The 19,826-nt window shown below is 53.4% G+C and carries 18 protein-coding genes; 9 read left to right on the forward strand and 9 right to left on the reverse strand.

The window, feature by feature from the left end; translation table 11 throughout:
- Positions 1–14 precede the first annotated feature (14 nt).
- Entirely contained in the window at positions 15–2,195 is a 2,181-nt protein-coding gene (locus ACQG2G_RS10430) for a type I secretion system permease/ATPase (RefSeq protein WP_248766885.1), read from the forward strand.
- Positions 2,192–3,367, forward strand: coding sequence for an HlyD family type I secretion periplasmic adaptor subunit (locus ACQG2G_RS10435; RefSeq protein ID WP_013096690.1), 1,176 nt, complete (start codon positions 2,192–2,194; stop codon positions 3,365–3,367). Before ACQG2G_RS10430 ends, ACQG2G_RS10435 begins: the two co-directional genes overlap by 4 nt.
- A 40-nt stretch (positions 3,368–3,407) precedes the next feature.
- Here ACQG2G_RS10435 and ACQG2G_RS10440 read toward each other — a convergent pair whose 3' ends face one another.
- Entirely contained in the window at positions 3,408–4,292 is an 885-nt protein-coding gene (locus ACQG2G_RS10440; protein ID WP_013096689.1) for a hypothetical protein, read from the reverse strand.
- A gap of 327 nt (positions 4,293–4,619) precedes the next feature.
- Between ACQG2G_RS10440 and ACQG2G_RS10445 the strand changes: the two genes are divergently transcribed.
- Positions 4,620–6,083, forward strand: coding sequence for an EAL domain-containing protein (locus tag ACQG2G_RS10445; RefSeq protein WP_348595837.1), 1,464 nt, complete (start codon positions 4,620–4,622; stop codon positions 6,081–6,083).
- A gap of 27 nt (positions 6,084–6,110) precedes the next feature.
- Here the strand turns inward: ACQG2G_RS10445 and ACQG2G_RS10450 are convergent, their stop codons facing one another.
- The 3 genes from ACQG2G_RS10450 to ACQG2G_RS10460 all read right to left on the reverse strand — a co-directional run bounded on the left by ACQG2G_RS10450 (position 6,111) and on the right by ACQG2G_RS10460 (position 7,718).
- A complete protein-coding gene (locus ACQG2G_RS10450; RefSeq protein WP_013096686.1) occupies positions 6,111–6,383 on the reverse strand; it encodes a DUF883 family protein in 273 nt (90 codons plus the stop codon).
- A 106-nt stretch (positions 6,384–6,489) separates the two neighbouring features.
- Complete coding sequence (locus ACQG2G_RS10455) at positions 6,490–7,158, reverse strand: epoxyqueuosine reductase QueH (protein ID WP_020688571.1); 669 nt, start codon at positions 7,156–7,158, stop codon at positions 6,490–6,492.
- An 83-nt stretch (positions 7,159–7,241) separates the two neighbouring features.
- Positions 7,242–7,718, reverse strand: a complete 477-nt coding sequence (locus ACQG2G_RS10460; protein ID WP_061772013.1) for a GNAT family N-acetyltransferase — start codon at positions 7,716–7,718, stop codon at positions 7,242–7,244.
- A gap of 82 nt (positions 7,719–7,800) precedes the next feature.
- Here ACQG2G_RS10460 and ACQG2G_RS10465 point away from each other — a divergent pair, with 82 nt between their 5' ends.
- The 3 genes from ACQG2G_RS10465 (at position 7,801) to ACQG2G_RS10475 (ending at position 10,191) form a co-directional block, all read left to right on the forward strand.
- Complete coding sequence (locus ACQG2G_RS10465; protein WP_061772014.1) at positions 7,801–8,730, forward strand: LysR family transcriptional regulator; 930 nt, start codon at positions 7,801–7,803, stop codon at positions 8,728–8,730.
- 112 nt (positions 8,731–8,842) lie between these two features.
- A complete protein-coding gene (locus ACQG2G_RS10470; RefSeq protein WP_061772017.1) occupies positions 8,843–9,907 on the forward strand; it encodes a hypothetical protein in 1,065 nt (354 codons plus the stop codon).
- Positions 9,904–10,191 carry a DUF6966 domain-containing protein gene (locus ACQG2G_RS10475; RefSeq protein WP_061772019.1) on the forward strand — a complete coding sequence of 96 codons (288 nt, stop codon included), beginning with the start codon at positions 9,904–9,906 and terminating at the stop codon, positions 10,189–10,191. The genes ACQG2G_RS10470 and ACQG2G_RS10475 overlap by 4 nt, the downstream gene beginning before the upstream one ends.
- Positions 10,192–10,437: 246 nt before the next feature.
- Here the strand turns inward: ACQG2G_RS10475 and iraM are convergent, their stop codons facing one another.
- Positions 10,438–10,821 (reverse strand): anti-adapter protein IraM, encoded by a 384-nt coding sequence (iraM, locus tag ACQG2G_RS10480; protein ID WP_338149075.1) that lies wholly within the window; start codon positions 10,819–10,821, stop codon positions 10,438–10,440.
- A 560-nt stretch (positions 10,822–11,381) separates the two neighbouring features.
- On the opposite strand from iraM, the gene ACQG2G_RS10485 reads away from it, so the two are divergent.
- The 3 genes from ACQG2G_RS10485 to ACQG2G_RS10495 all read left to right on the forward strand — a co-directional run bounded on the left by ACQG2G_RS10485 (position 11,382) and on the right by ACQG2G_RS10495 (position 14,659).
- Complete coding sequence (locus ACQG2G_RS10485) at positions 11,382–11,657, forward strand: metal/formaldehyde-sensitive transcriptional repressor (protein ID WP_013096678.1); 276 nt, start codon at positions 11,382–11,384, stop codon at positions 11,655–11,657.
- 31 nt (positions 11,658–11,688) lie between these two features.
- Entirely contained in the window at positions 11,689–12,807 is a 1,119-nt protein-coding gene (locus tag ACQG2G_RS10490) for an S-(hydroxymethyl)glutathione dehydrogenase/class III alcohol dehydrogenase (RefSeq protein ID WP_023619503.1), read from the forward strand.
- A 160-nt stretch (positions 12,808–12,967) separates the two neighbouring features.
- On the forward strand, positions 12,968–14,659 hold the full coding sequence (locus ACQG2G_RS10495) for a methyl-accepting chemotaxis protein (RefSeq protein WP_038419375.1): 1,692 nt from the start codon (positions 12,968–12,970) through the stop codon (positions 14,657–14,659).
- A gap of 81 nt (positions 14,660–14,740) precedes the next feature.
- On the opposite strand, the gene ACQG2G_RS10500 is transcribed toward ACQG2G_RS10495, so the two are convergent.
- The 4 genes from ACQG2G_RS10500 to ACQG2G_RS10515 all read right to left on the reverse strand — a co-directional run bounded on the left by ACQG2G_RS10500 (position 14,741) and on the right by ACQG2G_RS10515 (position 19,817).
- Positions 14,741–17,125: a glucose/quinate/shikimate family membrane-bound PQQ-dependent dehydrogenase gene (locus tag ACQG2G_RS10500; RefSeq protein ID WP_348595838.1), complete on the reverse strand. Its 2,385-nt coding sequence runs from the start codon at positions 17,123–17,125 to the stop codon at positions 14,741–14,743.
- 266 nt (positions 17,126–17,391) lie between these two features.
- Entirely contained in the window at positions 17,392–18,315 is a 924-nt protein-coding gene (locus tag ACQG2G_RS10505; RefSeq protein WP_014831860.1) for a LysR substrate-binding domain-containing protein, read from the reverse strand.
- A gap of 165 nt (positions 18,316–18,480) precedes the next feature.
- Positions 18,481–19,365 (reverse strand): SDR family oxidoreductase, encoded by an 885-nt coding sequence (locus ACQG2G_RS10510; protein ID WP_013096673.1) that lies wholly within the window; start codon positions 19,363–19,365, stop codon positions 18,481–18,483.
- 62 nt (positions 19,366–19,427) lie between these two features.
- Complete coding sequence (locus ACQG2G_RS10515; RefSeq protein WP_248057203.1) at positions 19,428–19,817, reverse strand: YdeI family stress tolerance OB fold protein; 390 nt, start codon at positions 19,815–19,817, stop codon at positions 19,428–19,430.
- Between the last annotated feature and the right edge of the window lie 9 nt (positions 19,818–19,826).

Below are 19,826 nucleotides of genomic sequence, written 5' to 3' on the forward strand. Positions count from 1 at the left end.
TTAACCCGGAGATTATGAAGACACATCCACAGTACGAACCCTGGTTGCAGGGCATGCTCATCATCGCGAAGCACTATCGGCTGGATTTTTCGGCGGAGCATGTTCGGGTCACGATTAACCATGAAAGCCAGTCCCCGCGCCAGCTGGTGCTGGAGGAGATGGCGCGCCAGCTTGGGCTTGGGATGCGTAAGGTGGAAGCAGACGCCGTCTCCCTCGACCCGTGGCGTTTACCGCTGCTGGCGGAGTTCACTGGCGGACAGATCGCGGTTATTAACCGCATGGACAACGACGGCAACGTCAGCCTGCAGTTCAGCGGCGATGGCGGGCTGGAGACAACATTAACGCGGGAAGCGCTCGGCGCACGGCTGAAAACGCTGCTGGTGTTGCGCCCGCTCGAATCCACGCCGGATGCCCGCGTGGATGATTACATCAAACCCTATGAGAAAAACTGGTTCTGGCAGCTGGCGCTGAAAGACTGGCGACGCTACAGCGACATCATGCTGGTGGCGCTGGTCGCGAACGTGCTGGCGCTCTCCGGCATGGTCTTCTCCATGCAGGTGTACGACAGGGTGGTGCCCTCGCAGTCTGAAGCCACGCTGTGGGTGCTGTTTGGCGGCGTCATGCTCGCCATCGTGTTCGAGTTCATTATGCGTATGCTGCGTGTGCATATTTCGGATGTGGTAGGTAAGCGGGCGGATCTGCGGATCTCCGAGCGGGTGTTTGCTCACGCGCTGCGGATCAAAAACGGCGCCCGCTCTAAATCGACCGGGTCGTTTATCGCCCAGATCCGCGAGCTGGAGTCGGTGCGTGAGCTGATTACCTCCACCACCATTGCGGCGATTTCCGATCTGCCGTTCTTCCTGCTGTTTGTGTTCATTCTGTGGATGATTGGCGGTCCGCTGGTGCTGGTGGTTCTGCTTGCCGTGCCGCTGCTGCTGATCCCGGGCCTGCTGGTACAGCGCCCGCTGGGAAAACTCTCCAGCGAAGGGATGCGCGAATCCGCCATTCGTAACGCCACCCTGGTGGAGGCGGTACAGGGCATTGAGGACATCAAGCTGATGCGCGCCGAACAGCGTTTTCAGAATCAGTGGAACAACACCAACGATGTGGCGGCCACCGTCGGAATGAAACAGCGCTGGCTGACCGGACTGCTCCTGACCTGGACCCAGGAGGTACAGTCCATAGTTTACGCGGTAGTGTTGCTGGTGGGGTGCTATCTGGTCATCAGCGGCGACATGACCACCGGTGCGCTGGTGGGAACCTCGATTCTGGCCTCGCGCACCATCGCGCCGCTCTCACAGATTTCGAGCGTGCTGTCCCGCTGGCAGTCGGCGAAGGTGGCGAGAAAGGGTCTGGACGATCTGATGCAGCGCCCGATTGACGATCCTCAGCAGGGTAAAAAGGTGCATAAAGCCCATCTGCGCGGGAACTATACCCTCGACGACGTGGGATTCTGGTACGACGACGAGGAAAAACTGACCGTGCTGCACATCAGCAAATTGCAGATCCGCGCCGGCGAACGGGTGGCGGTGCTGGGGCGCAACGGCTCCGGCAAAAGTACCTTGCTGCAGCTTCTGGCCGGGATGCAGGAACCGCAGCAGGGAAGCATTCTGCTGGATGATATTGCCTTAAATCATCTCGACACCGCCGATGTGCGCCGGGATATGCAGCTGCTCAGCCAGCAGGCGCGGCTGTTCTTTGGCTCTGTGCGCGACAATATCCTGATGGGTAACCCGCTTGCCACCGACGAGGAGATCCATCAGGCGCTGGTTAACAGCGGTGCGCTGGAGTTCGTGCGTAAGCAGAAAATGGGGCTGAACTACCTCATCAATGAAGGGGGGGCCGGGTTATCCGGCGGCCAGCGACAGGCGCTGTTGCTGGCGCGCGCCCTGATCACGTCGCCCAATATTCTTCTGCTGGACGAGCCTACCGCCTGGCTGGATGAGATGAGCGAAAAGCAGTTCATTCAGCACTTACAGCAATGGCTGGGCAAGCGCCGGACGCTGGTGGTGGCAACACACCGGCTGCCGATTCTGGATCTGGTTGACCGCATCATCGTGCTGGAAAACGGCAAGGTGGTGATGGATGGCCCGCGCGACGCGATCCTGCGTCAGCACGGTATGGCGCCGCAAAAGGCAGCGCAGCGTACCGTGACCATGAAACCGGCGGCCGTGGCCGAGGAGGGAATGGCATGAATGATCTATCCCGCTATAACAGCCGCCTGAAAGAGCCGCGCCTGCCGCGCTCAACGTGGGTGGCCTGGTCGCTGTTCGCGCTGCTTGCGGCGTTTATCGCCTGGGCGAGTCTGTTCCAGCTTGATGAAGTCACCACCGGCAACGGCAAAGTGATCCCGTCTTCTCACGAGCAGGTCATTCAGTCGCTGGAGGGGGGCATTATCCATAGCCTGCTGGTGCGCGAAGGTGACATCGTTGAACGTGGGCAGCGGCTGGCTCAGCTTGACCGCACCAAAACAGAATCCAGCGTGCTGGAAAGTGAGTCTCGTCTGAATGCCGCGCTGGCCACGGCTGCGCGCCTGAAAGCGGAAGTGAACGACACGGAACTGACGTTTCCGCAAGAGCTGGATGACGACGTTGAACTGGTCAAACAGGAAACGGCGCTCTTCCAGTCCCGTCGCGAAAGCCTGGAAAAAGGGCTGGCCGGTTTGCGTCAGGGGGCTGAACTGGTCCAGCGCGAGCTGTCGTTAACCCGTCCGCTGGTCACTCAGGGGGCGGCGAGCAAGGTGGAGGTGTTACGTCTGGAGCGGCAAAAAAACGAGCTTGAGAACAAAATCACCGAAATGAAAAACCAGTATTACGTGCGCGCCCGTGAAGAGCTGGCGAAAGCGAATGCGGAGATCGAAGCCCAGCGCTCGGTCATGAAAGGGCGCGAGGATTCCCTGACCCGTTTGACCTTCAACGCGCCGGTGCGCGGGATTGTGAAGGACATCGACGTCACCACCGTCGGCGGGGTTATCCCGCCCAATGGGAAACTGATGAGCCTGGTGCCTCTTGACGATCAGATGGTGGTAGAAGCGAAAATTTCACCGCGTGATGTGGCGTTTATCCACCCCGGACAAAAAGCGCTGGTGAAAATCACCGCCTATGACTACTCGATTTATGGTGGACTGACGGGTGAGGTGACCATGATTTCACCCGATACCCTTCAGGATGAGGTCAAAAGAGACGTGTACTACTACCGCGTCTATATCCGTACTGACAGTAACCACCTGACCAATAAACAGGGCAAGGAATTTCCGGTATTCCCGGGGATGATTGCGACGGTGGATATTAAAACGGGCAGTAAATCCATTCTGGATTATCTGCTGAAACCGCTGAACAAGGCGAAAGAGGCGTTGCGGGAACGCTGACGAACAGAAAAGGGCGCTCGGGAAACCGAACGCCCCAGGATTATACCGGGGAGGTTACATCCCCACCCTGGCGTCGCTCCTTCGGAACCACGTTGATGTAATGCGTGACATAGGCAAAATATAACCCGGCATAATTTTCGACGAGCTGCATAAATGCAGGATAAATGGTCATGCGGCCATCCCCTCTGTCTTTAAGATAACCTGCCTCTTGCGCAGATTTAATAATGCGTGCCACATGGATACGTGAGACAAAAAATGCTTTCGCCAGTGTGCCGGGCGAATAATCAATTATCGCGCCATGTGCGGTTTTGTTTTTAATGGCCTGCAAATATAAATACAGCATAATCATTCGCCCTCCATCTTTATCAATAAATAACCCCACTTCCGGTAACACGGCTTTGAAGGTTAATCCGCGAAACAGATACTCAGCCGCCCGGCGGAAAAAGTTATTTCTCAGAATATCGTTATCTAACAGGTTAAGGTCGATGTTAAATGTCGGGTAAAGAATACTGACAGGTATAAATGCGCCGCTCATGTAACGTTTTAGTTCATCCAGTCCTTTTTGCGTGGGGGCGATGCGCGTCTTTCGGCGATCCTCCATACAGCGCCAGGTCTTAATCCGCCCGGTAGTTCTCAGTAAGGTGATGATAGCAATAACGCTGTTGGGACTGGCGATTTTGTATCGCGAACATAATGCTTTTATCTCTGAAACAGATTCGGCCTGATTGCCGAATATAAAACAACACATGGCAAGAATAATATTGAATCGTGATTCCTGGAGCATTGTTTTGTAGAACAAGGGTTGTTTTTTATAGATGCTGTCATTGATTTTGTAGTGTTCTATTATTGCCTCGCTAAACCGCGGGTTGTTCTTAATAACATCCCTTCGATGTAGCAAGGCCCTGGATGAGATATGATTATCCATAGCATTTTCTCTTTTTGAGCAAGCCGACGTAATGAAGTGTCCAGACTTCTTTTTCGGAATTTTCATTATACCTTGCGGGGAAAACATTTTCCGTCGTTATTTGCAAAGATTGTTATATTTGCACAGCATATGGATCCAGGCGGTGATTAACGCAAAGATGTTGCAGGGCGATACGTTGATAACGGTTTATTAACCTACGGGGGTAAGATAAAATTAACCTGTTACGCAGGTTATATTCAGGCTTGTGACATTTCCGCATGTTTTTAGTCTCGATGTGCTGGTCATTATTGACCAGAGCAACGGTGTTTTTGTACCCAGGAGCGCATTATGATTCAAAACAATTCTCACAATAATCATGATTGTCATGCACAGGAATTTGTTATTTCAGCCTGCAGTTTTACGTTCCAGGGGTACCGTCTGTTACTGAAAGAGCAGGGAGGGTTGGCGTCACAGGTGCGTTTTGAGGATGACGTCGCAAATCGGGAAGATGTCTACACTATTATCAAAAATCAGGACGCTAAAATTACGGTCTTTCTCGGGGAAGAGATCGTGGATCTTTTGCAGAGCCTCAGGCACCTTGCCGATCTTCTTAACACGCTTCCCGTCATCCGCCCGGTCACTCTGTATGGCAATATACCTGACAGTTGGCTGTACGGGACCTTGCGTAGTTTGTTGAATAACAACCAAAAATTATCTCTGATCCGCATCGCCAACAGCGGCGATATTATTGCGCGTGTCCAGAAAAAAAGCGACGCATGCAGGGACAGATCTCGCTCATTGCAGGAGCATCATGCGGACTGTAGCTTTAAAGACCGTCAAAAAGGGCTCACAAACAGAGAACTTGATGTCTTATTAAATTTCTACCGGGGCATGTCGGTAAATAAACAGTGCAAAAAATTTGGGCTGACGAATAAAACGGTATATACACATCGCAAGGCCGGTTTAAGAAAGCTGCAATTAATCCAGTTGTGGTATAAAAATTCTCAGGGTTTTTCTGCGTCAGGGAGTGGGGAACGGCAGGGCAAAATAGAATCACTGTCCAGTACTGAGGTGGATGTCTTTAATGCGCTGCTTAAAAGGGAGATATTTCCTGCGTATCAAGTCATCACCGATAAAAATAAAAAGGGTGTGGGGTTTGAGATTTTATTACGCTGGAACAAGAACGGTAAAATTATCAAGCCTGCCCATTTTCTTACCGGAGTGAAAAATCGTGAGCTATGGTTGAATATCACGGCGCTGGTGCTTCATGCCGCTGTTTCTGGCATCAACAAATATAACGGGAAATATTATTTTTCGGTGAATATACCGCCGGAACTCGCGGCCGGAAATGCCTTGCCCGAGATGGCCAAAAAAGCCATCAAGATGCTGCTCAAACCCCAGTGGGCCGGGAACCTGGTCTTTGAATTTGCTGAAGATATTGATGTGACCAAAGATAAAACCATCCCAGAAACCATGCGTCGCCTGCGCAGTACGGGGTGTCGGTTATTCCTGGATGATTGCTTCTCCAGCCATCAAACCATGTTTCCGGTGAGGCAGGTTCATTTTGATGGTTTAAAGCTTGACCGGGATATTGTCGGAAAGTTTGTCGCTAATGACAATGATTACAAACTTATCAAAGCGATTCAGATATACAGTGATATGACCGGTAGCGAATGTATTGCAGAGGGGGTGGATAGCGAAGAGAAATTTGAAAAGCTGGTGGCGTTAGGCGTAAAAAGTTTCCAGGGATATTATCTTTCCCGCGCTGTGAAGGAAGAGGAGTTAGATCGCATGGTAAGATTGTTTAGCTAATAAAATAAGGCCCCGTGGGGCCTGAGATTATTTACGGCCGAGTAACAGGCCCAGAACAATACCCACAGCACCAGCCGCAATCAGGCCGGTTAACGGGTTATTTCTGACTGCCTCAGTGACATCAGAGACGGCATCACTGGCCTGCGCAGCATATTTTCGTGCTGCCCCTTTCACCTGATGTTTAGGGGAGTCAACGAATTCACCAAACTGCTGCTGAGCAGAGCCCGTCAGTTCGTCGAGTTTATTTTTGGCTTTATCACCAGCATACTGTGCATTTTTATCAGCGTCGAAATCAGACATTGTTACCTCCTTTTGTGGATAATTAAAGGATAGCCGCTATTTCAACATCTGAGAGCCGTAATGCGGATTCTGGCGCGTTTTAGGATATGTCTCCCTTCGCGCCGCCTTACTCGTCAGACTCGTCTTTGCCGTAAAACAGTTTGCCAATTTTGATGAGAGGACGCCCCTGAGACTTGCGGTGAAGGTTGCTGTCACGCAGAGAATATACGCACCCGCAGTACTCCTGCTGATAAAACTGTTCGCGCTTGCTGATCTCAATCATCCGCGACGATCCGCCTTGTTTACGCCAGTTATAATCCCAGTAGACCATGCCCGGATAGTGGGCTGCCGCGCGCTGACCGCAGTCATTAATCTGCTGCATATTCTTCCAGCGCGAGATGCCAAGGGAGCTACTGATCACACTGAAACCATTTTCCGCCGCGTATAACGCCGTGCGTTCGAAACGCATATCGAAACACATGGTGCAGCGGATCCCACGCTCAGGCTCCCATTCCATCCCTTTTGCGCGTTCAAACCAGTTGTCCGTATCGTAATCCGCATCAACAAAGGGCACGCCGTGTTTTTCCGCAAAACGAATATTCTCTTCCTTACGGATGAGGTACTCCTTTTGCGGGTGGATATTGGGGTTATAGAAGAAGATGGTGTAATCAATGCCTGAGGCCTGAATGGCCTCCATTACCTCGCCGGAGCAGGGCGCGCAGCAGGAGTGCAGCAGCAGTTTGTCAGCGCCGTTTGGCAGGGTAAGTTGAGGACGAATGAAGGGGGCTGTGCTCATGGTATTCAACAATATGTTAATGAAATTTATGGAATTGTAGCATAGATCCCGCACAGCCGGGATCTCTGCACAGCGCGCGCCGTTTACCCGGCAAATTTCAGCAGAGCTTCTCCATCCAGGCGATAGCGCACCCACTCGGACTGCGGGAGCGCGCCAATGCTCAGGTAGAAGTCGATTGCCGGCTGGTTCCAGTCCAGTACGCTCCATTCCAGACGACCACACTGGCGTTTTACGGCGAGCTGCGCGATATGTTTCAGCAAGGCTCTACCCGCGCCTTTACCGCGATAATCCGGGGATACATACAGGTCTTCCATATAGATACCATTGCGGCCAAGCCAGGTTGAATAGCTGGTGAAGAACACGGCATAGCCAGCGATCTTACCTTCATACTCCGCGATCAGCGCTTCGGTTTTACTGTCTGTGCCAAAGAGGGTTTCGCGGATCTCGTCCGGCGTGGTGATCACTTCTTCCGGCGCTTTTTCATAGACCGCCAGCTCATAGATCATGGCGTAAATGGCCGCCGCATCCTCGGGGCGGGCCTGACGAATAGTAATGCTCATGGTATTTCCTGCATGTTTTGCGATTGATGGCGCTAAGCATACGGAGTATTGTCCGAAGAATTAAGTGCAATGAAATCAACAAATGATGAATATTATGCATCCGGCCCTGAGACGCCTTGATCTAAACCTGCTGCCCGTTTTCGACGCCATTTACCGTCACCGTTCGGTTCGCCTGGCCGCCGATGAGTTAGCGATGAGCACATCGGCACTGAGCCATGCGCTGTCACGTTTGCGAACGACGCTGAATGATCCGCTATTTTTCCGGGAAGGGCATCGCATGTCACCCAGCGTGTATGCCACACAGCTCGCGCCGTCCATTGCTTCTGCTTTGTCGTTTCTTAATCATGAGCTTACCCCGCAGCCGGAGTTTGAAGCGGCCAAAAGTAGCGAGAGCCTGCACATTGCGATTACAGATTTTACCGCGCTTTGTATATTCCCGGCCCTGATGCACACGTTGCAGGATGCCGCGCCGGGTTTGCGTTTTGAACTGCGTTATCTGCCGCACAGCCCGGCGCTGACGGAGCTGCTGGCAGGCGAAGTGGATCTGGCGCTCGGTTTCAGCACGGCGGAGGAGATCCGCCATCCTGAACTGGAGGAGATAAGCTGGTTTGAAGATGAGTATGTGGTCATCAGCAACGCAAGCCGGACACGTCTGACGCTGGAGGATTATCTCGCGGCCCGCCATCTGGTTGTCACCCCCTGGAATGAGAAGCAGGGCGTGCTGGATTTACGGCTGGAGGAGTTGGGCTATACCCGGCACATTGCAATCAAAACCCCGTCAATGCTCAGCGCACCGTTTATCGTTGCGCAAAGCGATCTGCTGATGGCCATTCCCCGGTATGCAGCCGAAAAGCTGAAGGCGGCAGTGAATATCAACATTTTTACCTTACCGTTCGCCATTCAAAAATTTGACGTGAAAATTTACTCCCATAAACGCAGCGGTCAGCGGGGCGCAACCCGCTGGCTGAAAGAAGAGTTGCAAAGATTAGCAATAGAAATGAAGGCCGGGTAAGCGCAGGAAAGGGCGTGTCTGTTTCTGCGGTTGCAGATTAAATTGGGGATGTTTGACAGGTGTCGGGAATGAGCAATAATGGGGCACTTAACGGCAGCGCTACAGGGATACCATGCTTCATCACAGCCAGGCCATGTCACTGGACGACATCTACCTTGAGGACATTCCTCACATTATTCACCCGGACAAGGCGGCAGCAGACCTGGCAGATACAGCACTGCCAAACCGCATCATACAGGAGTGGAATTTACCGCAGGGCTACACGCGGTTTGTCAGCCGTTATCAACCGTTCCACTGGCAGCAACCCTGGATGGCTTACCGTGACACGCTTAACGACATCAAATCCGGAAAGCTCGTTCTGCTGAGAAAAGACGTAACCGGGCATGCCATTTCGGGCGTGCTGACAACATCCGGTGACCTTCGCAATAACCTGCCTTTGTTCCTTCAAACCCGGCTCAGTTACCTCATTTCCCGGCAGCTGAAACGCCCTGGTTATCACGTTCGTACGGCGGCACCGACGCAACATGCCCAGGCAGCAAAGACCATCAACAGCAAAACTGCAGGTCGGTTGCTGGCCGCGGGTGGGATTTATAATGGCAACATTGAGGGATTCCACCAGACCGCCCAGCAGCTCGGTGGCGATGCGCCAGCGGGTTACAATCAGGTTATGGACAATAAAGGGATGATTATTGCTGCGACTTCGGTTGCTGCGGGTCTTGGGCTTGGTAGACTGGGGGCAGCGAGTGAGCTTAGCAATCTCCATGTTCTGGGAAAAGTCGAGGGGGAATATTCGATGATAAAGCCAGGACCATTGAGCGAACGCTTTGCTGAAACATTTTCAGGCGGAGCTTATAAGGAAATAACTTTGTCCCAGGACACCACTTTTTTTAGAGGGGGTCAAAGCGGCACTGAGTTGGGGCGATTTTTCAGCTATGAACGACCTTTAGGGGTACTACAAACACGTGTCGATAAGGCGGTGTTGCCAAAATGGCCAGACGGTTCTGAATCCGTGATAGATAGTTTTTATGAGATAAAAATTCCTGCAGGCTCGAAGGTGTATGTCGGAGAGGTAGGCTACCAGTCTGATATTTTCCCTGGGGGTACTGAGCAGGTTGTCATCCCTGCGCCTTGGGAAATTCCAGGCGTGGAAACAGTTAATTTTGGGGGGTTGAAATGAAATCGGATATTCAGGTTTTACTCAATAATATCATTGAGTTGCTTGTTTCATGTAATGAAAGTGTTTGGTCAAAGAAACTCATCTATTTTCGCGAACAGCTGGACTCTGATTATGAGCAGGCCTTGTTAGGTATCAGGTCTATTTTCGCAGGGGCAGGGTCCTTTAACGACTTAATACTGCAAAATAACGGCAAAATGCTGCGAGAAGAGAACAACGCGCTTAATAGGTTACAAGATGAGCTATACAGCTTAACTAAAGCAGAGATCTCCGCGCGTAACATTTAAAGTTTAGTTAAAAGATGTGGTAGAAGACCTCTGCCACCAGGATGAATAAAAGTATAAATAATACCAAACCAAATGATTAATAACGTATGTTATCTGAGATATGGCCTCGCGCCTGCCGCAAGTCATCGGCAGGCGCGCGGGGGCCGTAACTGATAGGGTTTCAGTTGGTATCTCAGTAAAATATATGTTAAGCATGCGGTCCCTGTAACAGGGGGCAGCGGATCCAAAAGCTAACTTATTAAATGATTAGCTATCGCGAGGCACTCTTATTATCAACGGGGTTGTCTCAAATCCGTGCGGGCATTTGCGCGCATTGCAATGCTCAGTGTATGAGCAGTCTTCAGAATCCAGGTTTTTATTAAAAGGACAGGCCATTTTGTTTTTTATTTCGTCCCACAGGTTCTCATTGTATGGCGAGACGTTATAAAGGGATATGTGGTTGAACACGCCATTTACAAAAATTCCATTTTTTGTTGTATGTATTCTGTCTCCGGGCAAAAGATAGATGTCACTCTCGTACCAAATTATTAATCTTAATAATTTCAAACCAACAATGTGCGAATAAACGATTCCTGTGTTAGGGCAAATGACAGAACTTAATACTCGCCACGACATCATACTCTTCTCCATAAGATATTTTTACCTGGATTTAGGTTTAGCACGTGATCAGACATCGATCAATGTTGTAACTCATTGATATTGATCGTTATTTTAAGGTGTTGTGATTTTTCTCCATATATAACAATGGCTTGCGCAATATGGTTTCGATAATTATTTTGAATTATATATCTTACATCAAAGAGGAGTGGTTTGATTTTGACCGCTTACAGATTCTGAACGCCAAAAAATAAGATTTCGTAGAAGCCTTTATTATTAAGGAAAATTTAATCATGGCGGAAACCATTTCATTTCAACCTGTTACCAGGTTTAAGGTTTAGAAGGTTTTTTGAATTATTATCAATGCTGCTTATCGATTCCAGCGAATAAAGGGTACTGGTGACGCTTTTTTTTGGCTTAGCCATAGAAAATGGCTTAATTCGAATGTTGAGGCCAGCATTTCAAAGAGAAATTATTCAGAATTACTTATGTATGATAATGCGCTTCAAGAGCCTGATAACCCTATGAAAGCTGTTGTTTACATAATGTTGCTTTAAGGGGTACCATACCCCCCTATAGTATCAGGAGGCCGTATGCCGCACTCACCCGAAGATAAAAAACGTATCCTCACTCGCGTTCGTCGCATTCGGGGCCAGGTTGATGCCCTTGAACGCGCGCTGGAGTCGGGCGACCCCTGTCTGGCCATCCTGCAGCAAATTGCCGCCGTGCGCGGCGCTGCCAATGGCCTGATGGGCGAAATGGTCGAAATTCACCTCAAAGATGAGCTGGTAACGGGGGAAACCACGCCGGATCAGCGAGCCGTGCGCATGGCAGAAGTCGGCCATTTACTGCGCGCTTATCTAAAATAAACCCACACACCACACAATAAGGGAAGACACTATGAAATCTCGCGCAGCCGTCGCATTTGGCCCTGGCCAGCCGCTCAAAATCGTTGAAATTGACGTTGCTCCGCCGAAGAAGGGCGAAGTGCTGATCAAAATTACCCATACCGGGGTGTGCCATACCGATGCCTTTACGCTGTCGGGCGACGATCCGGAAGGCGTTTTCCCGGCGGTGCTCGGCCATGAAGGGGGCGGTGTGGTGGTGGAAGTGGGCGAAGGCGTGACCAGCCTGAAGCCGGGCGACCACGTGATCCCGCTGTACACCGCAGAATGCGGCGAGTGTAAGTTCTGTAAATCCGGTAAGACCAACCTCTGCCAGGCGGTTCGCGCCACCCAGGGCAAGGGCCTGATGCCGGACGGTACCACCCGTTTCTCCTACAACGGCGAGCCGGTTTACCACTACATGGGCACCAGCACCTTCAGTGAATACACCGTTTGCGCGGAGATCTCACTGGCGAAGGTGAACCCGCAGGCGCCGCTGGATAAAGTCTGTCTGCTGGGCTGCGGCGTCACCACCGGGATTGGGGCAGTACACAACACGGCGAAAGTGAAAGAGGGCGACACCGTGGCGGTGTTCGGTCTTGGCGGGATTGGTCTGGCGGTGATTCAGGGCGCGGTCCAGGCGAAGGCCGGGCGGATCATCGCGGTGGATACCAACCCGGAGAAATTCAAACTGGCGGGTGAAATGGGCGCGACCGATTTCGTGAACCCGAAAGATCACGAAAAACCGATTCAGGAGGTCATTGTTGAGATGACCGACGGCGGCGTGGACTTTAGCTTCGAATGTATCGGCAACGTGAACGTGATGCGTTCTGCGCTTGAATGCTGCCACAAAGGCTGGGGCGAGAGCATTATCATCGGCGTGGCCGGTGCGGGCCAGGAGATCAAAACCCGTCCGTTCCAGCTGGTAACCGGGCGCGTATGGCGTGGCTCAGCGTTTGGCGGCGTGAAAGGGCGCACGCAGCTGCCGGGGATGGTTGAAGATGCGATGGCCGGGAAAATCCAGCTCGATCCGTTCATTACCCACCGTTTACCGCTGGAGCAGATCAACGAGGCGTTCGATCTGATGCATGAAGGTAAATCCATTCGTACCGTTATTCATTTCGGCGACAAGTAACTCTTACGCCAGCGGTTTTTCGCCGCTGGCGTTTCTTTAATAATCTTCTCTAAAGTGTGACCAGTGCGGCGTTTTTAGCCGTAATCTAAATCTCAGCCGTGCCGATGACTATTTAACAGGCGTGTTTTTACGCATCTTACCTACAAGAGAGTCGACGGTCATGGACAACACTACTTCGATGCCAGCGCAGCGCAAGCTGGGCTTCTTGCATCACATCAGGCTGGTTCCGCTGTTTTCCTCCATTCTCGGTGGCATTATTCTGCTATTTGCCTTGAGCGCAGGTCTGGCGGGGTATTTCCTTTTACAGGCCGACACCGATCAGCAGGATGTCACGTCTGAAATTCAGGTGCGTATGGGGCTGTCGAATAGCTCAAACCATCTGCGAACCGCGCGTATCAATATGATCCACGCCGGGGCGGCGAGCCGTATCGCGGAAATGGATGCGATGAAGCAAAACATCGCTGAGGCGGAAAAACGGATCAAACAGTCTCAGGAAGGGTTTAATGCATACATCAATCGCGCGGTTCGTACGCCTGAGGATGAAGCGCTGGATGCCGATCTGAAAACACGCTATGACGCCTATATCGCAGGCCTGCAGCCGATGCTTAAGTTTGCAAAAAACGGCATGTTTGAAGCCATCATTAACCATGAAAACGAAAGCGCCCGCCCGCTGGATGATGCCTACAACGCCGTGCTGCTGAAGGCGATTAAGATCCGTACCGAGCGCGCGAACGCCCTGACGGTTAAGGCTCACAGCCGCACCCAACTGGGCCTGATGTTTATGGTGGGCGCGTTTGCCCTGGCGCTGGTGCTGACGGCCATGACCTTTGTCGTGCTGCGTCGCACGGTGATCACCCCGCTGCAGCGCGCCGCGAAACGCATTGAAAATATCGCCAAAGGCGACCTCACCATGCCGGACGATGTGGCCGGACGCAGCGAAATTGGCCGCCTGACACGCGACCTGCAAACCATGCAGCACTCGCTGGAGAACACCGTTGGAACCGTGCGTCAGGGGGCGGAAGAGATCTATCGTGGCACCAGCGAAATCTCCGCAGGCAACACCGACCTCTCTTCCCGTACCGAGCAGCAGGCGGCTGCCATTGAGCAGACGGCAGCCAGCATGGAGCAGCTCACCGCAACGGTGAAACAGAACGCCGATAACGCGCACCATGCCAGCAAGCTGGCGGAAGATGCCTCCGGTAAAGCCAGCCGTGGCGGCCAGATGGTCTCCGGGGTGGTTAAAACCATGGGCAATATCTCCACCAGTTCGAAGAAGATTTCTGAAATTACCGCCGTGATTAACAGTATCGCCTTCCAGACCAATATTCTGGCGCTCAACGCGGCGGTAGAAGCGGCGCGTGCGGGTGAGCAGGGGCGCGGGTTTGCCGTGGTGGCAAGCGAAGTTCGTACTCTGGCAAGCCGCAGTGCGAATGCCGCCAAAGAGATCGAAAGTCTGATCAACGAATCCGTTTCGCTGATTGACCAGGGCTCGGGTGAGGTCGTCGCCGCCGGTAATACCATGAATGAAATCGTCGAAGCGGTTAAACGCGTCACGGACATTATGCTGGAGATCGCTGCCGCGTCTGATGAACAGAGCCGTGGTATTGAGCAGGTGAGCCAGGCGATTTCTGAGATGGATAAAGTGACCCAGCAGAACGCCTCGCTGGTGGAAGAGGCTTCCGCCGCGGCGGCGTCGCTGGAAGAACAGGGCGCGCGTCTGACCGAGGCGGTGGGTGCATTTCGACTGAGCGGCGCGAAGCAAGGCCGGGCGGCAACGTCTGCGCCAGTGGCGAAGAATGCGCCGCTGCGTCCGGCGGCAGCGGTTTCCGGGGATAACTGGGAGACGTTCTGAGTGGCGTGTTGTGTCGGGTGGCGGCTTCGCCTTACCCGACCTACAAATAAAAAGGGACCTTTCGGTCCCTTTTTTCATCGCTTACTTTTTATCGGGTAACGCATACGCGATAACGTAATCACCGCGATCCGGTGACTGGCGGGCGCCGCCAGCGTTAATGACGATGTACTGTTTACCGGTTTTCGGTGAAACGTAGGTCATCGGCCCGGACTGGCTGCCGACCGGCAGACGGTCTTTCCAGATCTCTTTTCCGGTGGCGGTATCGAACGCGCGCAGGTAGAAATCCTGAGTGCCGGCAAAGAACAGCAGGCCAGACTGGGTGGAGAGCGACGCGCCAAGGGTTGGCATCCCGATAGGGATCGGCATATGCATGCGAATACCCAGCGGGCCGGTATCTTCCACGGTGCCCACCGGAACCTGCCACACCAGCTTGCCGGATTTCAGGTCAACCGCGGACATCGTGCCAAACGGCGGTTTCTGGCATGGAATACCCAGCGGTGACAGGAAACGCTCGCGCATGGCGCCGAATGGCGTGCCGTCCATGGGCACAATACCCATCTCAATCCCGCTGGCGTCTTTCGCCACGCTGGCACGCGGTACCATGTAGTTGGCCAGACCCAGGCGCATATCGTTGACGAACATCAGCCCGTTGTTCGGATCGACCGAGACGCTGCCCCAGTTCATCCCGCCCAGTGAGCCAGGGAACTGCAGGGAACGATCGAGACCCGGCGGGGTAAAGACCCCCTGATGGCGCATCTCTTTAAACTGGATGCGGCACAGCAGCAGGTCGACAGGCGTCGCGCCCCACATGTCGGATTCGGTCAGGGTCTGGTTGCCAATCATCGGCATACCGACGGAATACGGCTGCGTCGGGGAGTAGCGTTCGCCCTGCACGTTACCCGCCGGGACCGGACGTTCTTCCACTTTCGCCACCGGTTTGCCGGTTGCGCGGTTGAGCATAAAGATCATGCCCTGTTTACTGGTCTGCACCAGTACCGGCGTGGTTCCGCCTTTACCGTCTGGCAGATCGTACAGCAGCGGTTGAGAAGGCAGATCGAAGTCCCACAGGTCGTGATGGGTGGTCTGGAAATGCCAGCGGACCTGGCCGGTGGTGGCGTCAACGGCAACGATGGAGGAGCTGTATTTATCATCCAGCGCGGTGCGTTCTCCGGCCCAGAAATCTGGCGTGGCGTTACCGGTTGGCAGGTAAATCAGGTTCAGTTTTGCGTCATAGGACATTGCAGACCAGACGTTCGGCGTACCGCGCGTGTAGGTCTGGCCTTCCGGCGGCAGGCCGGTCAGGTCCGGATTACCCGGATCCCACGCCCAGGCCAGTTTACCGGTATGAACGTCATAGGCGCGCACCACGCCCGGCGGTTCGCCGGTGGAGAAGTTATCCGCCACGCGTCCGCCGACCACCACCACGTTTCCTGCCACCAGCGGCGTGGAGGTTTGCTGATAGTAGCCCGGTTTTATCTCACCCATACCCACGCTCAGATCCACGGTACCTTTGTCACCAAAGTCTTCGCAGGCTTTACCGTTATCGGCGTTGATGGCAATCAGGCGGGCATCGGTGGTGGGCAGGAACAGACGGCGCGGGCAGGCGGCGGGCTGCACATCTGTCTGTGACGTTGTCACCTTTTGTGAATCTTCAAAATAGCCCAGCCCACGGCAGCGCTGCCAGTTCGGGGCCGTGGCTTTGGCGTCGTAACGCCACTTCTCTTTCCCGGAATCTACATCCAGCGCCAGCACTTTGCTGTACGGCGTACAGACGTAGAGCGTGTCGCCAATCTGCAGCGGCGTGTTCTGGTCTTCCGCACCGGAGCCGTTGCTCTGGGGGATATCCCCGGTATGGGCAACCCACGCGACTTTCAGCTCGTTAACGTTCTGCTTGTTAATCTGGTCGAGGGCCGCAAAACGATCCCCGTGGGTGGTGTTACCCCAGTGTGCCCAGTTCTTCTGCTGTTCGCCAGCCGCGACCGGTTTCACCGGCACCGGCTCATTCGCCGCCACCAGCGTTTGGGGTTTAAACATCCAGCCCAGGCTGACAAGCATTGCCACGGCGAGCAGCGCCGCCACACCAAAGGCCGGGCCTTTTTTCACCGGCGTCGCACGGTTTGCCGCACGCAGGAACGGCCAGACGAGGGCACACAGGAATGCCAGAACCGCAAAGGTGAAGAGGCGTGAGAAGAGCGGCCAGAAATCCCAGCCGGCATCGCTTACCGCCCAGAACAGCGACGCGATAAACGCGATGCCATACAACACAATCCCGCTGCTGCGGTTGATGAAAATCAGGATCGCGGCAATCACCATTACCACGCCCATGATCAGGAAGTATCCACTTCCGCCTACGGTGACGAGTTTAAAACCCAACCCGCCAACGGCCAGACCGACGATTGCCATCAGTCCGGCAAGGAGCCACTGCAGGATACGGGGTATCCCACGTGGCGCGCTGCCAAATGCCATCTCTTTCTCCTTAAGATCCCCCGCTGCACAGCACGACAACGTGCCGGAAGTGTACCAGGTGGGTAATAAATGCAGTGGGAATAATGATTAATACGCTTGAATTCGGGGTTGATAAAACATTTACGAACCATTTGGTGAATTCTTCGCTATGATAAAACTGTTAAATTGTTTTGCGCAATTGTTAATAAATGATTTCGCATTAAATGATTAGAACGCAGGAATGACCCTCGCCCCGGGGGGAGAGGGTCAGGGCAAGGGGAAAGGAATCAGGCAGGCATCGATTTACGTATCGCGCTCAGTAGCGTCTGTGCACCTGATGAGAGCGGCGTATCAACGCGGGTTAAAATGCCAATCGGTTCGCCGGCGCCGGGCGAGGTCACCGGCAGTGCGGTGAGCGTGCCCTGGCGTAAATCATCTTTGACCGCGCCGGAGGGGACGAACCAGACGTAGTCGTAATCCACGGTAAGCTGACGTGACAGGGAAGCAGACAGGGTTTCAATACAGCCTGTCGGCAGCGTACAGCCCTGCATCTGCAGTAACGTTTCGGCATTTTGCCGTGGAACCGTACCTTTTGGTGACACGACCACCGGCCACTCCATCACCCGGCTTAGGGTGACCGTATCCTGCAACAGAGGATGGTTAGGGCGTACCACCAGCTTCAGGGATTCCAGGAACAGCAGTTCATAATTCAGACCCACCATCAGTTCGGGATCTGACATCCGTCCGATACCCAAATCCAGCTCGCCGGATTTCAGCCCCGCAAGCAGCATGGTGTTATTCATGGTGGCGACCTGCAGGGTCGTATGTTTTTGCTGTTTGTGAAACTGACCAATCACCGGCGGCAGAATACCCAGCGCCGCCGTGGGCAGGGCACCCACGCGGACAATCTCGTGCGTCTGCTCTTCTTTACGGTTTAGCGCCTGTCCGGCGGTATTGAGCGCATCAAGCACTTTGACTGCATGGGTCAGAAACTGCTCCCCGACCAGGGTCAGTTGTGCGCCCAGACGGCCGCGATCGAACAGACGGGCACCGGTCAGTTGTTCCAGCTCGTTAAGCGTTTTTGAGAGAGCAGGCTGGCTCAGGTTAAGGGTTTCAGCCGCACGCCCCAGCGTTCCCTGTTGAGCGACGGCCACAAATGTATGCAAATGGCGCAAGCGTATGCGCTGACTGAACAGACCATTTTTTTCCATAGGCGATGTTAAAAACAGAGCGATGCGGGTGACAAGCTAAGTTGTTTAATTTTGATAACTTGATAGCAAAATATTTTTAACATTTGATCTGTTTGAGTTACAACATGTTTTTGGCGGGGGGCTGAACGTCCTTGTTCATTTATTGCACATTCGGACAGGGAAACGTTAAATCACGCCATCACCGCCGTCGGAACACCATACCTGGCCGGTCGTAAAGGAACACTCATCTGACGCCAGCGTGACGTATAAAGGTGCAATCTCCACCGGCTGGCCCGGACGGCCCAGCGGTGTGTCACCCCCAAACTGCTTCACTTTCTCCATCGGCTGGCCGCCGCTGGATTGCAGTACCGTCCAGTAAGGCCCGGGAGCCACGGCATTAACGCGAATGCCCTTCGGCCCCAGTTGTTTGGCAAGGGATTTGGTAAACACCGCCAGACAGGCTTTGGTCTGGGCATAGTCCAGCAGGACAGGGCTGGGTTTTACCGCCTGCACCGAGGAGGTGTTAATAATTGCCGCAGGGGCTTTCAGATGGCGAAGCGCCGCTTTGGTGATCCAGAACGGGGCATAAACGTTGGTTTTAAACGTGGCATCGAAATCTTCGGTAGTGAGTTCTTCCAGCGATTCCCGATACTGCTGGCGACCGGCGTTATTCACCAGAATGTCCAGCCCGCCAAGTTTAGCCACCGCTTCTTCCACCAGGTTCTGGCAGAAGGTTTCATCCCGGACATCCCCCGGCAGCGCGACGGCGTTGCGTCCTTCGGCCTTGATAAGGTCGATAACCTCTGCGGCGTCTTTCTCTTCTTCAGGCAGATAGTTAATGGCGACATCGGCGCCTTCACGGGCGTAGGCAATGGCCACCGCGCGGCCGATACCGGAGTCACCGCCGGTAATCAGCGCTTTTTTGCCCGCCAGACGGCCGTGGCCTTTATAGCTCGTTTCCCCGTGATCGGGAACAGGTTGCATCTCTGAAGCCAGTCCTGGTGGCGTCTGCGGCTGTTCCGGGAAAGGGGGTTGCGGATAAGCGTTCGTACGTTGTTGAGTATCACTCATAGCTGACTCCTTAAGCCAATAGGTGAGTTAGGATGAAAATACAGCGTTAACGCTTCGCTGAGTTATTTCTGCAGATGATCGACACGCACCACGGAAGGCGATGACTTTTTATCAAGCGAACCGTTAATGCTGATCATCTGGTCTGGTTTGACTGTTCTGCCGTCAAAAACTGCTTTTGGGATAATAACGTCGATTTTTCCGGATTTATCCTGAAATACATACTTATCGCCGCTACCGTCAATAAGGTTGCCGCGCAGTGAAATGGTCGCGCCATCATGCATTTGTTTCGCCTGTTCGATGGTCATAATACGGGCATCATCCGTGCCGCGATAACCGCTATCCAGCGCATGCGGAGGAGGCGGTGCTTCACCCTTTTGTAACCCGCCGTTATTATCAGCCCATGCGGTTGGCACCATAAATATTAAAAAAGCGGAAATAAGTGATAATTTCATCTGATATCC

The sequence above is a fragment of the Enterobacter cloacae complex sp. 382A5 genome, assembly GCF_050031095.1.
In the GTDB taxonomy this organism is placed as follows: domain Bacteria; phylum Pseudomonadota; class Gammaproteobacteria; order Enterobacterales; family Enterobacteriaceae; genus Enterobacter; species Enterobacter cloacae.

What these genes read in the sequence shown, in the direction of transcription:
- ACQG2G_RS10430 (WP_248766885.1), top strand. Translation starts at nt 15, where the DNA reads ATGAAGACACATCCACAGTACGAACCCTGGTTGCAGGGCATGCTCATC.
- ACQG2G_RS10435 (WP_013096690.1), top strand. Translation starts at nt 2,192, where the DNA reads ATGAATGATCTATCCCGCTATAACAGCCGCCTGAAAGAGCCGCGCCTG.
- ACQG2G_RS10440 (WP_013096689.1), bottom strand. Translation starts at nt 4,292, where the DNA reads ATGGATAATCATATCTCATCCAGGGCCTTGCTACATCGAAGGGATGTT.
- ACQG2G_RS10445 (WP_348595837.1), top strand. Translation starts at nt 4,620, where the DNA reads ATGATTCAAAACAATTCTCACAATAATCATGATTGTCATGCACAGGAA.
- ACQG2G_RS10450 (WP_013096686.1), bottom strand. Translation starts at nt 6,383, where the DNA reads ATGTCTGATTTCGACGCTGATAAAAATGCACAGTATGCTGGTGATAAA.
- ACQG2G_RS10455 (WP_020688571.1), bottom strand. Translation starts at nt 7,158, where the DNA reads ATGAGCACAGCCCCCTTCATTCGTCCTCAACTTACCCTGCCAAACGGC.
- ACQG2G_RS10460 (WP_061772013.1), bottom strand. Translation starts at nt 7,718, where the DNA reads ATGAGCATTACTATTCGTCAGGCCCGCCCCGAGGATGCGGCGGCCATT.
- ACQG2G_RS10465 (WP_061772014.1), top strand. Translation starts at nt 7,801, where the DNA reads ATGATGAATATTATGCATCCGGCCCTGAGACGCCTTGATCTAAACCTG.
- ACQG2G_RS10470 (WP_061772017.1), top strand. Translation starts at nt 8,843, where the DNA reads ATGCTTCATCACAGCCAGGCCATGTCACTGGACGACATCTACCTTGAG.
- ACQG2G_RS10475 (WP_061772019.1), top strand. Translation starts at nt 9,904, where the DNA reads ATGAAATCGGATATTCAGGTTTTACTCAATAATATCATTGAGTTGCTT.
- iraM (WP_338149075.1), bottom strand. Translation starts at nt 10,821, where the DNA reads ATGGAGAAGAGTATGATGTCGTGGCGAGTATTAAGTTCTGTCATTTGC.
- ACQG2G_RS10485 (WP_013096678.1), top strand. Translation starts at nt 11,382, where the DNA reads ATGCCGCACTCACCCGAAGATAAAAAACGTATCCTCACTCGCGTTCGT.
- ACQG2G_RS10490 (WP_023619503.1), top strand. Translation starts at nt 11,689, where the DNA reads ATGAAATCTCGCGCAGCCGTCGCATTTGGCCCTGGCCAGCCGCTCAAA.
- ACQG2G_RS10495 (WP_038419375.1), top strand. Translation starts at nt 12,968, where the DNA reads ATGGACAACACTACTTCGATGCCAGCGCAGCGCAAGCTGGGCTTCTTG.
- ACQG2G_RS10500 (WP_348595838.1), bottom strand. Translation starts at nt 17,125, where the DNA reads ATGGCATTTGGCAGCGCGCCACGTGGGATACCCCGTATCCTGCAGTGG.
- ACQG2G_RS10505 (WP_014831860.1), bottom strand. Translation starts at nt 18,315, where the DNA reads ATGGAAAAAAATGGTCTGTTCAGTCAGCGCATACGCTTGCGCCATTTG.
- ACQG2G_RS10510 (WP_013096673.1), bottom strand. Translation starts at nt 19,365, where the DNA reads ATGAGTGATACTCAACAACGTACGAACGCTTATCCGCAACCCCCTTTC.
- ACQG2G_RS10515 (WP_248057203.1), bottom strand. Translation starts at nt 19,817, where the DNA reads ATGAAATTATCACTTATTTCCGCTTTTTTAATATTTATGGTGCCAACC.